The 12902-nt window shown below is 43.0% G+C and carries 16 protein-coding genes; 8 read left to right on the top strand and 8 right to left on the bottom strand.

Annotated features, from left to right (window positions below; translation table 11 throughout):
• Positions 1–10 precede the first annotated feature (10 nt).
• Both ABIB50_RS02550 and ABIB50_RS02545 read right to left on the bottom strand, forming a co-directional pair.
• Positions 11–463 (bottom strand): 3-hydroxyacyl-ACP dehydratase FabZ family protein, encoded by a 453-nt coding sequence (locus ABIB50_RS02550; RefSeq protein WP_429377008.1) that lies wholly within the window; start codon positions 461–463, stop codon positions 11–13.
• 14 nt (positions 464–477) lie between these two features.
• A complete protein-coding gene (locus ABIB50_RS02545; RefSeq protein ID WP_429377006.1) occupies positions 478–1278 on the bottom strand; it encodes an SDR family oxidoreductase in 801 nt (266 codons plus the stop codon).
• Between the two features lie 130 nt (positions 1279–1408).
• Between ABIB50_RS02545 and ABIB50_RS02540 the strand changes: the two genes are divergently transcribed.
• The 8 genes from ABIB50_RS02540 to ABIB50_RS02505 all read left to right on the top strand — a co-directional run bounded on the left by ABIB50_RS02540 (position 1409) and on the right by ABIB50_RS02505 (position 8152).
• Positions 1409–1900, top strand: a complete 492-nt coding sequence (locus tag ABIB50_RS02540) for a hypothetical protein (RefSeq protein WP_429377004.1) — start codon at positions 1409–1411, stop codon at positions 1898–1900.
• A 9-nt stretch (positions 1901–1909) separates the two neighbouring features.
• On the top strand, positions 1910–2809 hold the full coding sequence (locus ABIB50_RS02535; protein WP_429377003.1) for a hypothetical protein: 900 nt from the start codon (positions 1910–1912) through the stop codon (positions 2807–2809).
• Positions 2810–2814: 5 nt separating this feature from the next.
• Complete coding sequence (locus tag ABIB50_RS02530; RefSeq protein WP_429377001.1) at positions 2815–3954, top strand: beta-ketoacyl-ACP synthase III; 1140 nt, start codon at positions 2815–2817, stop codon at positions 3952–3954.
• A gap of 250 nt (positions 3955–4204) precedes the next feature.
• The gene (locus tag ABIB50_RS02525; protein ID WP_429376999.1) at positions 4205–4612 is read left to right on the top strand and encodes a hypothetical protein; all 408 of its coding nucleotides are present in this window, start codon (positions 4205–4207) and stop codon (positions 4610–4612) included.
• A gap of 212 nt (positions 4613–4824) precedes the next feature.
• The gene (locus tag ABIB50_RS02520; RefSeq protein ID WP_429376997.1) at positions 4825–5838 is read left to right on the top strand and encodes a BtrH N-terminal domain-containing protein; all 1014 of its coding nucleotides are present in this window, start codon (positions 4825–4827) and stop codon (positions 5836–5838) included.
• Entirely contained in the window at positions 5832–6587 is a 756-nt protein-coding gene (locus ABIB50_RS02515) for an ABC transporter ATP-binding protein (RefSeq protein WP_429376995.1), read from the top strand. The genes ABIB50_RS02520 and ABIB50_RS02515 overlap by 7 nt, the downstream gene beginning before the upstream one ends.
• Complete coding sequence (locus ABIB50_RS02510) at positions 6587–7879, top strand: ABC transporter permease (protein WP_429376993.1); 1293 nt, start codon at positions 6587–6589, stop codon at positions 7877–7879. Before ABIB50_RS02515 ends, ABIB50_RS02510 begins: the two co-directional genes overlap by 1 nt.
• 9 nt (positions 7880–7888) lie before the next feature.
• Positions 7889–8152 carry a phosphopantetheine-binding protein gene (locus ABIB50_RS02505; protein ID WP_429376992.1) on the top strand — a complete coding sequence of 88 codons (264 nt, stop codon included), beginning with the start codon at positions 7889–7891 and terminating at the stop codon, positions 8150–8152.
• On the opposite strand, the gene ABIB50_RS02500 is transcribed toward ABIB50_RS02505, so the two are convergent.
• From ABIB50_RS02500 to ABIB50_RS02475, 6 genes are all read right to left on the bottom strand, one after another.
• Positions 8153–8653 carry a cupin domain-containing protein gene (locus ABIB50_RS02500; RefSeq protein ID WP_429376991.1) on the bottom strand — a complete coding sequence of 167 codons (501 nt, stop codon included), beginning with the start codon at positions 8651–8653 and terminating at the stop codon, positions 8153–8155.
• A 102-nt stretch (positions 8654–8755) separates the two neighbouring features.
• Positions 8756–9607, bottom strand: coding sequence for a phosphodiester glycosidase family protein (locus ABIB50_RS02495; protein ID WP_429376989.1), 852 nt, complete (start codon positions 9605–9607; stop codon positions 8756–8758).
• A gap of 11 nt (positions 9608–9618) precedes the next feature.
• On the bottom strand, positions 9619–9981 hold the full coding sequence (locus ABIB50_RS02490; RefSeq protein ID WP_429376987.1) for a hypothetical protein: 363 nt from the start codon (positions 9979–9981) through the stop codon (positions 9619–9621).
• A gap of 5 nt (positions 9982–9986) precedes the next feature.
• Entirely contained in the window at positions 9987–11051 is a 1065-nt protein-coding gene (locus ABIB50_RS02485; RefSeq protein WP_429376985.1) for a beta-ketoacyl synthase chain length factor, read from the bottom strand.
• A gap of 1 nt (position 11052) precedes the next feature.
• Complete coding sequence (locus ABIB50_RS02480) at positions 11053–12252, bottom strand: beta-ketoacyl-[acyl-carrier-protein] synthase family protein (RefSeq protein ID WP_429376983.1); 1200 nt, start codon at positions 12250–12252, stop codon at positions 11053–11055.
• Positions 12252–12884, bottom strand: coding sequence for a hypothetical protein (locus tag ABIB50_RS02475; protein WP_429376982.1), 633 nt, complete (start codon positions 12882–12884; stop codon positions 12252–12254). The genes ABIB50_RS02480 and ABIB50_RS02475 overlap by 1 nt, the downstream gene beginning before the upstream one ends.
• Between the last annotated feature and the right edge of the window lie 18 nt (positions 12885–12902).

Raw genomic sequence — 12902 nt, 5'->3', positions numbered from 1 at the left:
TTATACTTTATTATTTAACTGCATTTTTTATAATACCCGAAAACATTCCTTTTGCAACTATATCGCCACCAGCGTTATGCATCTCAACCACACACTTTAACTTACCGAACCTAAAATATTGCTTTTTAGAAGTAACGATAACCTTTTCCTCAGGCAGCACCATCTTAAAAAACTCCACATTGGTCGAGGTTAATAGCGGGAAAGAACCTTCATCCATTACCACACCTTCCTGCTTGCTGCTAACCATTAAATGTATACCCAATACCACCAGCCCAATCTGCGCCATTATTTCGGTAATAATTACGCCGGGCGTAACCGGATTACCGGGGAAATGATCTTCATAGAAAAATGCACCTCTCCTTAACGTATAATCGCCGCTTACACCGTTTTCATCTAACGATGTAATGTTGTCAACAAACAGGAAAGACGATTTGTAAGGTAAATAGTTTAATATATCGTTCATTTAATTAGTAATCACTACCTGCAATGCTCGCCACCATCTACATGTATAACTGTACCATTTATCCAGGCTGCCTCATAGGTACAAAGCAGGTATATAACGTTTGCAACGTCTTCTGGTTTTGTAATTCTTCCGGATGGGTTACGGGCCATGGCATGTTGGATGAGTCGTTCGCTGTCAGGAATTCTTTTTAAAGATGGTGTAGCCGTTATGCCTGCCTGTATCAAATTGGTTTTTAAACCGTATTTACTAAGCTCAACAGCCATATAAGTTGTCAAACTTTCTAACGATGCTTTAGCTATCGAAACAGCCGCATAACCTTCCCAATATTTATCAGAACCTTCGCTTGTCAAGCCAATAATGCGGCCATCGGCATGGAACAGATCCGCTGCAAGTATGTCTTTAGTCCAATCCAACAAACTGGTTGCCATTGCATACGTGGTAAGCTGGATATCTTCTTGTGTAAGTGGTTCTTTATCTCCCTCTTTAACTAAAGGCTTTAAATTGCCACGGGCTATCGAGTGTAATAACAGTTTAACTGTATTCTTTTTATTGGCACCAAAATCTTCTATAAATTTAGCCCGAGCCGCATTATCAAGTGCGTTTATATTATATGGTTGGATGACTGTTTCATTGACATCCGACAGTTGCGATAGGTTTTCTTTTAAAGCGCGTTCTGCGGCTGCGGTCTCCCGATACAGTACGGCTATGTTCATTCCGTGGCGGGCCAGCTTTTCAACCGCTGCTAATCCAAATCCGCTTGAACCGCCTAAAACAATGGCCCAGTTACCAGAAAATTGCTTGTTATTATTTTGCACTTAACTTTTGTAAATATTAAAGTCTAAAAGTAACGCAAATCTTGGAATTTTACGGCTTGTATAGTCCACTTAATTAGGGAAAACAGTATTATTAGCTATATTTGTGACAACTGACATCTAAAAACCCGATATGAAAACAAGAATAATATTTGCCCTGCTTTTATTACTGCCGGGCGTGCTTGTTCTGGGCAATAACCTACAGCAGAGGCTGGATAAAGCGGCTTTTTACGCTGTAATGGATCGTGGTAATTTAGAAGAGGTTAATAATGAGTTAGATGTTGTGGCAGCTTCCTCATCGCCTGAAAAAGATGGGTTTACAGGCGCGTTGCTTATGCGCAAAGCCGGGTTGGTAAAACCACCTGCACAAAAACTAAAATTCTTTAAAGCCGGCCGAATAAAATTTGATACGGCGATCTCTACCGATAAAGACAATGTTGAATATCGTTTCCTGCGTTTTGCCATACAGGAGCATGCGCCTAAAATAGTTAAGTATAATAAAGATATAGAGGCTGATAAGAAACTAATCATTGCATCTTATAAAAACCTATCGGCTACGGTACAACAGGCTATACTGGATTACACTAAAAACTCTAAAGTACTGCACGCACGCGATCTTAACTAACCACACCGCATGAGCAAAAACGTATTAGCCATTTATTATTCGCAGTCGGGCCAGTTAGGCGAGATCATTGATAATTTTACGCAGCCGTTGATAGATGCCGGCCATTCAGTTGAAAAGATCAGGGTACGATTAGTTAACGAGCCCAACTTCCCCTGGACAGCAGATACCTTTTTTAGCGTAATGCCCGATTGCCAATTGGACGTACCCGCCGAGCTGCAACCCTTCGAGCTAAAAGAGAAGAAATATGATTTGGTGGTATTAGGTTACCAGGCCTGGTTTTTGTCGCCCAGCATACCCTTTAATTCATTAATGCAGAACCCGGAGCTACAGGCTGTTTTAAAGGACACACCTGTAATTACCGCGACCGGCGCCCGCAATATGTGGTTAAGCGCTTTTGTAAGGGTTAAGAAACTGATCCACGCTACGGGTGCTAAGATGGTGGGTAACATCGCTTTAGTTGACACACACGCTAACCCGGTTAGCTTCGTTACCATCTTTCATTGGATGCTGCATGGAAAAAAAGACAGTTATCTAAACATTTTCCCCCCTCCGGGTGTTTCAGATGCGGATATCAGACATACCCGGGTATTTGGCGAAAGCGTTATACAGCATTTAGAGCGCAATGATTGGGATGGCTTGCAGGATGAATTGGATTGCGACAACGCAGTAGTGCTCAATTATAACCTGATGGTTATTGAAAGCACCGCCAGCAAGATCTTTAAAGTGTGGGCTAATTTTATCTCGAAACGTAAAAACAAACTGCCCTGGATAAGGGCCTATAAATATTACCTGTTAGTTGCTTTTTTTGTTGGAGCCCCCATTTTAATAACATTGGATGGGATTTTATTCAGGTTTACATCGCCAAAACGTATTAAGGCGAAGAAACAATATTATTTAAATTTTAATTAACCGGTATGCCCGTTTATATTACTAATACATCTACCTTTTTACCTAATGAACCCATTCCAAACGACGATATGGAGCTTTACCTGGGTTATATCAATGATAAACCGTCGAAATCCAAAAGTATAGTATTGCGCAACAACGGTATTAAAACCCGTTATTATGCTTTAGAGAAAGGTGGCAAGCCCACCCATACCAACGCCGAAATGACGGCCCTTGCTGTTAAGGCGTTGTTTAAAGATGATCCTGAGAAAATAAAAGATATAGAGCTGCTATCATGCGGCACCTCATCGCCCGACCAGATGATGCCGTCGCATGGTGTGATGACACATGGCTGGCTGCCCGAGATGGGGCCTGTTGAAGTGGTATCACCATCGGGCGTATGCTGCGCGGGTATGCACTCGCTTAAGTTTGCTTACCTGGCTATCAAGGCGGGCGAGATCAAATCGGCAGTAGCAACGGGGTCTGAACGGTTCTCTGGATTACTGGTATCAGATGTGTTTGAAGAAGAAGCTCAGAAATTAAAAGAACTTACCGATAACCCTTTCATCGCTTTCCAAAAGGACTTTTTAAGGTGGATGCTGTCAGACGGCGCATCGGCGTTTCAATTAAGCGATACACCTAATAAAGAAGGTATAAGCTTGAGTTTAGACTGGATAGAAGGTGTATCCTACGCTAATGAGATGGAAACCTGTATGTATATGGGCGCTGATAAACAAGCTGATGGAACCTTGAAAGGTTTCATGGATTACACGCCCGAGGAGATAATGACCAAATCCATCTTCAGTGTAAAACAGGATATCAACTTATTGAGCGATAACATTGTACCGCTTGGTGGTAAAAAGATAAAAGAGATCTTTGATAAAAAAGGCTTATCTACAAATGATATCGACCATTTCCTGCCGCATATCTCCAGTAACTTCTTCCGTAGCAAGATCTATGACCTGGTTGAGATCTATGGTGGTGGCATCCCTTACGAGAAATGGTTCATCAACCTTTATACTGTGGGCAACGTTGGCGCTGCTTCGGTTTATTTAATGATAGACGAGTTGTTCCACAGCGGCCGGTTAAAAAAAGGCGAAAAGATCTTATTATTGGTGCCTGAAAGCTCACGATTCTCTTACATGTACGCGATGCTTACCGTTTGTTAAATCAGCAAAAACACCTTGTAGTGTTTCACTAACAAAATGAAACACTTTGAAACACTATTTTTTGCAACTATTTGATAATAAGCTCGCTGTATTTTTGAGTGAAACACTTTGCAACAGTACAAATACTATAGGTTAAACAATTTAAACAATTAATAATAAGCAACTTATACATTTTTCATTGCTTTTTGAAAAATGGAGTGAAACACCCGGAGTGAAACACGCCTAAGATGCTTAGGTATTATATAATAAGATGAAAAAAGAAGACGTTCCGCAGGATTTAGGCGCTTTGGGTAAAATAACCAAAGAGGTTTGCTATGCTACGGACGCGTCTGGTAAATATACCACGCAGCTTAGCGACGGCTGGGACGTTAAAGCAACAGCATTGGACACCGCCTGGCAACAGGTTGAGGAACGCATCGCGATAGCAAAACAAAAGGTACTGAACAATGAGGCAAGCCCTATCCTGTTCTTTATGGAGAAAGCTTTGATGGATATAGAAATATTAGCCGGCTACACCGGTTTTTGGCAATGGCAGGTAAAAAGGCATTTAAAGGCCGATGTGTTTAACAGCCTGGCTGAAAGTAAGCTACAAAAGTATGCCGGCGTTTTTAACGTAAGCATTGCCGATTTAAAAACAATGACTGTTAATGAAGCTTGATATAGTACATACAAACCCTCTTTACGCCAAAGGCGAAGAGAGGGTCGCGCACGAAGTGTCGCGGGGTGAGTCGACGGCGCGCATTTATTACCGGTCGGCGATAACTCACCCGGTCTTTGCTTCGCTCGACCACCCTCTCTTCGTTGCGCGGAAAGAGGGTAAAAGAATTTCAATTATGTTTGTTCCATTGCAAACAAAAACAATGACTGTTAATGAAGCTTGATTTTAACCACATACAGGCAGCGCACTGCGAAAACGGTGTAACCATGAGCCTGTTAAGAAATGCAGGCGTTAAACAGATAACCGAGCCCCTGGTTTTTGGGATTGGCGCAGGCTTGTTTTATGTGTATATCCCCCTACTAAAAATTAATAATGGGCCGGTAATCGCGTTCCGCACTTTGCCGGGACTGATATTTAAGCGTACCTGTAAGGCTTTGGGCATTCCGGTTGTTCGAAAAAAATTCCGCTCGAAAGAAGCGGCCGAAGCTTTTTTAAACGAATGTTTGGCGGCGGGCCACCCGGTGGGTTGCCAGGTTGGTGTATATTACCTGCCTTATTTCCCTAAAGAATACCGTTTCCATTTTAATGCCCATAACTTAATTGTTTATGGCACCGAAGATGGCAACTATATGGTGAGCGACCCCGTAATGGAAGGTACAAACGTAATGACAGCATATGAGTTGGAACGGGTACGTTTTGCAAAAGGCGTGTTGGCACCCAACGGGCAATTGTATTATCCGAAGGAAGTTACAGCTGTTACCGACGAGCAGATCCGAAAGGCGATTAAAGGCGGCATTAAAAAAAACACATTTAATATGATATCGCCGTTTACCGGGCCTATTGCAGGGGTAAACGGAATAAGATACACGGGGAAAAAAATTAAAGGCTGGCGCGATAAATTAGGCTTGAAAGATGCCGGTTTATACTTAGCGCAACTGGTACGCATGCAGGAAGAAATTGGTACAGGTGGCGGTGGTTTCAGGTATATTTATGGGGCTTTCTTACAGGAAGCGCACGCTTATATACCCAATGACGCATTATTGGAGATCTCCAACCAATTTACGGCCTCGGGCGACCTTTGGCGCACAGCGGCAGTACAGGCGGCCGGTATTTATAAGGGCAGATTAGGCAGCCAGGAAGATTTTAATGTGATGGGCGATTATTTATTAGAAATTGCCGAAATTGAGAAAAAAGCTTTTACATCATTAAAGAATATAAAATGGTAGCAGACCAACCTTTTGCGATAAATATTGAGCACATGGGGTTTGGTTATCCTGATAATACCAATGTGTCTTTTGCCGACCTGAATTTGCAGGTTGCCAAAGGAACGCGTTTTGGATTATTCGGGCCAAACGGGGCAGGCAAAACTACGTTAATGAATTTAATGACGGGCGTGCTTACTGCCAATGAAGGCAGCATCAAATTATTGGGCCATGAAGCCGGCGGCCAAAATAAAGACGTGAATAAACTATTCGGTTTCGTTCCGCAGGATTTTTCTTTTTACCATGAGTTATCCCCTGCCGAAAACCTGGAGTTTTTTGGCGCCTGGGCCGGGTTAAATAAAGAAGAGATAAACAGCCGTACCGACGAGTTGCTTAATATTTTAGGATTAGCAGATGTACGCAATAAGCCGGTACAAAAATTTTCGGGCGGGATGAAACGCAGGGTTAATTTAGCCATTGGTGTTATTCATAATCCGCCGGTTTTGTTTTTAGATGAACCCACTGTTGGGGTTGATGTGCAAACCCGGCAGGCAATTATCTCTTACTTACATAAACTAAATCAAGGCGGCACAACACTCATCTATACATCGCACCAGTTAAACGAAGCCGAGGACCTTTGCGATTACATAGCTATGATAGATGAGGGCAGGATTATCACCCACGGCCCCATCGGCGAGGTATTGAAGGAACACAATCACCATAGTTTAGAAGATCTGTTCATTAACTTAACAGGAAAGGCGTACCGAAACTAATGTTTAAGCTCTGGATCTCCATAAAGAAAGACACTCGTATCCTGTTACGCGACAAGGTGGGTATCTCGCTGATGTTTGTTATGCCGATAATTTTGGTGGTGGTGGTTACCAGCATTCAGAACAGCACCTTTCAGCTCGTCAACAAAAATAAATTACCTATAGTTATTTCTAATACGGACACCGGCAAAGCCAGTAAGCAGTTTATCGAATCAGTAGGCAAGATCGGGATGTTTACTGTAACAGAGATCGGCAAAGAAAAAGCTACAGCAAAAGCAATTTCGGACGAAATGCAGGGTAAAGATGCGATGCTGGGTATCGTGATACCGCCAAACTTCTCAGCCGAAGTAAATGCTAAAGCCAAAACCGCTTCGGACAAGGCAATGGCGGCGTTTAGCGGGGAGGCTGATACGATAAAAACCGTTGTAAAACCAGTTGGGCAAATCGATCCGCTTACACTGTACTACAACCCGGTTTTACAGGAATCGCTAAGATTCTCCATCCAGGGAGCCATCAGGAGCGCCTTACAACTGGTACAAACCCGTGAAACCTTGCGCACGCTGTACTTTGCATCAAACGAGAAAGAGCTGCCTAAGAGCCTTGAAAACGAAATGCTGAACAGCAATACTACCATAAACATGCTGCCGGTTAGTAAAGACGGGACGCGTAACACACCCAATGCATCGCAACATAACGTACCGGCATGGACCATCTTCGCCATGTTCTTCGTGATCATGTCGTTAGGTGGCAGCGTAGTCCGCGAAAAAGTAAGCGGTAGTTTTATCCGCCTTAAAACGTTGCCCACCAATTACCTGGTTGGCTTATTATCCAAACAGGTAACTTATTTAGGTGTAACCTTACTGCAGGCCGTCGTAATTTTTTCGATGGGGATCTGGCTGTTTCCTTACCTTGGCTTACCCCCTTTAAACTTACCGTCAGACCTGTTTGCCTTATTTTTAATTACCCTGGTATGCGGCTGGTGTGCCGTAAGTTATGCTATCTGCGTGGGGGTATTTGCCGAAACGCAGGAACAGGCGAACGGTTTCGGCGCGGTATCTATCGTTATACTGGCCTGTATTGGCGGTTTAATGGTGCCCAGCTTTGCCATGCAGGGGTTTGCTAAAACAATGGCCGGCTTCTCGCCAATGCATTGGTGCTTACAAGCCTACTACAGTTTGTTTTTAGAAGGCGGCAAATTAAAAGATGTACTAAACAATATAGGGTCTTTATTTATTATTACCCTTGTCATTCAATTCATAACTTATTTAGGATTGAAAAGAAAAAATTTGATATAATTTTACCCCATGGAAAAAGAAGCGCTTAAAGAACAGCTAAAAGTACAGATCATACAATTTTTAAACTTAACCGACCTAACCCCTGCCGACATAAAAGACGAAGAACCGTTATTTGGCGACGGCTTAGGGTTGGACTCTATAGATTCACTGGAGCTTATTGTGTTATTGAAGAAAGAATACGGAATTGATATCCGCGACCCTAAAGAGGGCCGCAAAGCGTTGGTTGATATTAATACGATGGCCGATTATATAGCCGAACACAGGAGTAAATAGTTACCCCAGGAAATCGGGCGGATAAAGTTTCTGCCCGTATTTTTCGGCAAGAGCTTTCATTTTTGCCTGGGTGTCTGCATCCATTGTTGGCGGCGGCAGAAATTCGCCTAAAGCTACAGGTTTACCCATTTCTAAAAACATTTCCTCAAGGCCGGCTGGCACTACCGTGCAAAGCAAGTGGGCTGTTTTAGCCGATCGGTTTTTAAACCCATGCACAATACCGCCTTTCGGGATAACAACATAAGCTCCTGCCCGGGCAATAAATGTCGAGGCTTCTGACTTAACCTCTACCTCCCCGTCAACAACATAAAACGTTTCATGGAAATCAGCATGCGAATGCGGGCCGGGGCCACCACCGGGCGGTATCAGCATATCTATTGTCGCGAAGTTTCCGCCGGTATCTTTACCGCTTGCCAAAATACGATAGGTACCACCCATTACAGACAATCCTTGTCCTTCATCGGCGCCTACGGTAATTGGGGTTTGTTTTTGATTATCCATGACTTTATTGTTATTTAAGTTTAACACAACATGTTAGAAAAGGTTCTTGGAATTGTAAAGACGCAATGCGTCAGGAGTCCGGAGACGCAAAGCAATGCGTCTCTACCTTTTTACTATTACCGCGTTTGCTACCTTTCTTACCCCTTCATGATCCCATTTCTTATTATCTGTAGGATAGTTAACTACGTTATTTGGCGTACCACCCTTTACCCACATTGTGGTTGATCCGCCGCCGTCCAGGTTAATTCCATCCTGCGCGTTGAGCCATTTTACTATTTTGGCCATTTCAACTATGGTTACTCCGGCTGCATTTTCATTACGCCCGTCAATTGTTATCAATAAAACCCGGTTTTTGTTAACAGCGACACCCGTACGCGGGTTTCGAGTTTTTATAAAAGCGGATGCGGTGTCCAGATGTTCCATCGCATTATTATACATCAGCATTGGTCCGGCAACCATAATGTCGCCGTTCAATTTAGTTTCCCAATTAGCTGTTCCATCCCATTTAGCTATGCTGAGTATATTGTTGTTAAAAAGCAAAGCGCCTTTTTGATGATCTACCCTGCCACCATTTTTGGTAAGGTGATTTGGCTCCATGCCTATACCATCAACTTTTATCAGGTCGACCGAACCGCCATTTTTAACGTCAAAGAACCCGCCATTAATTGCTGCTATGGCATTTGATTCTGCAGCGAAATCGGCAACAGGTTTTAACCGCTTAACTTCATATCCTAAAACCAGCTTTGCTTTACGGCGCGGGTTTATCTCCAGGATATTAATGTTTTGGTTTGAATGGAAAAGGTTATTTTTAAACCAGTAATGTTTCCATTTTACGCCCGGTGCAATTTTTTTGGTTTCCCATTGCGCCTTAACAAACGTTAATGAATCATCTTGAGCAGCTACATTTAGCGCGAAAGTAAGGGCGGAAAGCAGCAGTAAAAACTGTTTTTTCATGATGGGTCAATCTATAAGGCAACGAAGGTGGCTTGTACTTTCATACAGGTTATATCGCCGAATGACAGCGTTGATTTTATGTTTAAATAATTATCAGTCAATTGATAAGCTATGCTTAACTGAAGTGCAGCTACCGATGGTTCTATAAGCGACAGGAATTTGATATTGTCGGCTTTCACCAGGCGTACCGGTTTCTTAATAGCTGTGGCCAGCACCTCTTTTACCAGTTGCAACATGCTGGCACCGGGCACTACCGGCTGATCGGGAAAGTGACCCTTCAGTATTTCATTGTCGGTGTCAATTTCTATAAGGGCCACCACGGTACTATCGTCGGCGTTAAGTGAAACTATCTTGAACAGGGGATCTTTAAGCATATTTATCAGCACGAAGATAATAGCATTAACGAATGATAGCTATTTTGATAATGGTTATAGATCAATATTTTTTTAGGCGATCTGTTTTTAAGCTCCCCGTCAATCACCGTTTCAGGAACCCGGCCCCTCATGATGATATTCGATGCGAGCCATAAAGCAAATGATATGGATACCGGGTAGTCGCCGCATAAATGTTTGTAGTAGGCAAGATCGCTGTTTGCAAATATGGTTTTGCGCAGCTCATCATAAACCGCATCATTTTTCCAGTCGCCGTTTTTGCCGGTTATAACCAGGTCGATATCTTCAATTTTAATTAAGTTATGCTGCAGAAACGAATTGATATTCAATTCAATATCTTCTTTATTTTTGGGCTTGTAGAATGTTTTTATAGCCACCAACTCGGCCAGGTTATCATTCCTGCTTTTATCCGTCAACAAAAAGAAAGCCGCGCCTTCGCCGCCAATTGTTCCGTTTGACTGTGTTTTAATCAGATCCAGATTTGACAACGGCCAGCGTTTATACAGCCCAAGGCGGGTTAGTATTTTAAAGGCGATATCCGTCATCTCCTCTGTACCACCTACCAGGATATTATCAGCGTCTCCCTCTCTTAAAAGCATAATTGCATCAAGCAGCGCGCTCTCAAACGAAATACCTTTATGTACAAAAGTGTTATTGTAGTTATGGCACTTCAGCATCAATGCTATTTGTGCAGCCACGGTATTATGGGTTGATTGTATAAATGCTGTCGGCGGCAGCATTTCCTCTTCCATTTCAATAATACGCGTTAAAAAAGTGATGGTGTCTTCCTGGCAGCCCAAAGCTGTGCCGGTAATAATTGCGCCGGGCATAGTTATTTCCGCATCACGTAAACATTGCATCGCTGCTGCGACGCCCATTTTTATAATCCGGCTCATGCGGCGGGCCAGTTTGGGGTCGACGTATGCTTTATAATCAGGTTCTATCGCGCTTAAGCAAATGCCCGTAACTGCTAAGGGTTCAGTTAAAAACGGAACGTCACCAAAAGTATTTTGGGCGGATATTGCTGCAGCCGAACGGATATAGATCTTCATATTAAACAGCCGAAAATATTAAAGATGTACAATTGCCACCAAATCCAAACGAGTTTGATAACACATTTTTTACCGGCTGATCTTTGAGATAATGAACCTCGGGCGTAAACGGCAGCTCCTGCATAGGTGTTTTAAACCGCAGGTTTGGATAGATCAACCCATGTTTAACCGCCAGTACCGAAAATACAGCCTCCACCCCGCCGCTTGCACCCAAAGTGTGCCCGGTGAATGATTTGGTAGAGCTCATTTTTGGATAGTCCGGGCCAAACAAGCGTTTAATGGCTGTGCCTTCCGCACTGTCATTGTTTGGTGTTCCTGTTCCGTGTAAATTGATATAGTCGATATCTGATGTTTGTAAACCGGCCTTATTCAAGGCACCCTGCATAGCCAGGTACGAGCCTGTACCGTCCGGTGAGGACGCCGTTTGATGGTAGGCGTCGTTACTATTGTTATAGCCGCTTAAAGTGCAGTACAGGGGCTTATTTAACGTCTCAGCTACTTTATCTGATACCAATACCACGTAACCCGCGCCTTCGCCTAAATTCAGGCCCTCGCGGTCATCATCAAATGGCTTGCAGTATTCCTTGTCCAGTATCATCAGGGTATTAAAACCGTTGAGTGTGAATTTGGCTAAGGCATCCGCACCACCGGCTATAACCACATCCAAAATATCATTCCTGATCAATCGCGCGCCATAAAATATTGCATTTGCCGATGATGAGCAGGCAGTGCTGATGGTGGTCATATAATCAGTTATACCCAATGCATCAGCTACAACTTCGGTCATGCTGCCACATTCGTGGTCGTATACATTTCGTAGTTTGCCTTTTTCGTTATCGGCCAAAAACTCAATAAAGAAATCCTCGCTCTTATCCATACCCCCAACGGTATTAGCTGATATAAACCCGGTACGTAAGTCTTTAAAGTTTGGTATGGCCGCGTCATTCATCGCTTCGCGGGCGGCAATCAAACTCAGCATTTTGGTACGGCTAAGCTTGGTTGAAATTCCGGCCAGGTTACCTAAAGCTTCATTATCCAGCTTAACTTCGGCAACAGGTAATACGCCGCGATGAATGGTATTCACCAACGTTATATCGCCCATACCGGCTTCTTCGCGCTCGAACGCGGCAAGGTTCTCGGCTACGTTATTGCCTATCGCCGTAATAACTCCAACTCCCGCAATATAAACCGGTGCACTCATTATAGCTTATCAATTACTAAATTATCAAATATGTTAGCCAGGTTGTCCCGTGTAAATAGTATTGGTTTGTCGCTAACTACCTTCTCCACCAAAAACAAAACTGCTTTATAATCATCGCCCAACACATCAACCCAACCGCAGATACACGCGTTTAAAATATTGTTACTTAAAAGGTTATTAACGTACAATTCTATAAACGCAGCATCAAACTTTTCAAATATAAAAAATGCGTCCTCGCCTTTAAAATTATTACGAATACAAATCTCTCCGGTCATAATATTGGGCAAGGTATATACGAACAATGCAGGGCTCGGGATGTCGGCTACGCTTTTCATATATTTTTTATCACTGTCCAAACTTGCATTGGCGTTTGTTAACACCAGCCCTACAGTTTCTGGTTGGTATTGCTTTATCGTACTTCCTTTCAACAATACCTCGGTAGCCAGCCAGCCCAGTTTGCTCAGGTTATCCATCTTATAAAACTTAGGATAATTCAGCTCAAAGTGCTGGTATGCGGATAGTAAAAAAGCAGGCAGGTCAGCACCGCGATTTTCAAAAACCGGGACTTCGTTCTTGTAAACCACTTCCTGACTTATAGTACAGTATGATGTTATGTAATGATTTATATTCAACTATTTAACATTTTGATT

Source organism: Mucilaginibacter sp. UYCu711 (assembly GCF_050433825.1).
Classification (GTDB): Bacteria; Bacteroidota; Bacteroidia; order Sphingobacteriales; family Sphingobacteriaceae; genus Mucilaginibacter.
Note: the sequence above shows the minus strand (reverse complement) of the source record. Positions and strands in the feature narration are given on the sequence as shown.

Bases quoted from the DNA above. Each gene is read 5' to 3' on its own strand.
- ABIB50_RS02550 (WP_429377008.1), bottom strand. From the start codon at position 463: ATGAACGATATATTAAACTATTTACCTTACAAATCGTCTTTCCTGTTT.
- ABIB50_RS02540 (WP_429377004.1), top strand. From the start codon at position 1,409: ATGAAAACAAGAATAATATTTGCCCTGCTTTTATTACTGCCGGGCGTG.
- ABIB50_RS02535 (WP_429377003.1), top strand. From the start codon at position 1,910: ATGAGCAAAAACGTATTAGCCATTTATTATTCGCAGTCGGGCCAGTTA.
- ABIB50_RS02530 (WP_429377001.1), top strand. From the start codon at position 2,815: ATGCCCGTTTATATTACTAATACATCTACCTTTTTACCTAATGAACCC.
- ABIB50_RS02525 (WP_429376999.1), top strand. From the start codon at position 4,205: ATGAAAAAAGAAGACGTTCCGCAGGATTTAGGCGCTTTGGGTAAAATA.
- ABIB50_RS02520 (WP_429376997.1), top strand. From the start codon at position 4,825: ATGAAGCTTGATTTTAACCACATACAGGCAGCGCACTGCGAAAACGGT.
- ABIB50_RS02515 (WP_429376995.1), top strand. From the start codon at position 5,832: ATGGTAGCAGACCAACCTTTTGCGATAAATATTGAGCACATGGGGTTT.
- ABIB50_RS02510 (WP_429376993.1), top strand. From the start codon at position 6,587: ATGTTTAAGCTCTGGATCTCCATAAAGAAAGACACTCGTATCCTGTTA.
- ABIB50_RS02505 (WP_429376992.1), top strand. From the start codon at position 7,889: ATGGAAAAAGAAGCGCTTAAAGAACAGCTAAAAGTACAGATCATACAA.
- ABIB50_RS02500 (WP_429376991.1), bottom strand. From the start codon at position 8,653: ATGGATAATCAAAAACAAACCCCAATTACCGTAGGCGCCGATGAAGGA.
- ABIB50_RS02495 (WP_429376989.1), bottom strand. From the start codon at position 9,607: ATGAAAAAACAGTTTTTACTGCTGCTTTCCGCCCTTACTTTCGCGCTA.
- ABIB50_RS02490 (WP_429376987.1), bottom strand. From the start codon at position 9,981: ATGCTTAAAGATCCCCTGTTCAAGATAGTTTCACTTAACGCCGACGAT.
- ABIB50_RS02485 (WP_429376985.1), bottom strand. From the start codon at position 11,051: ATGAAGATCTATATCCGTTCGGCTGCAGCAATATCCGCCCAAAATACT.
- ABIB50_RS02480 (WP_429376983.1), bottom strand. From the start codon at position 12,252: ATGAGTGCACCGGTTTATATTGCGGGAGTTGGAGTTATTACGGCGATA.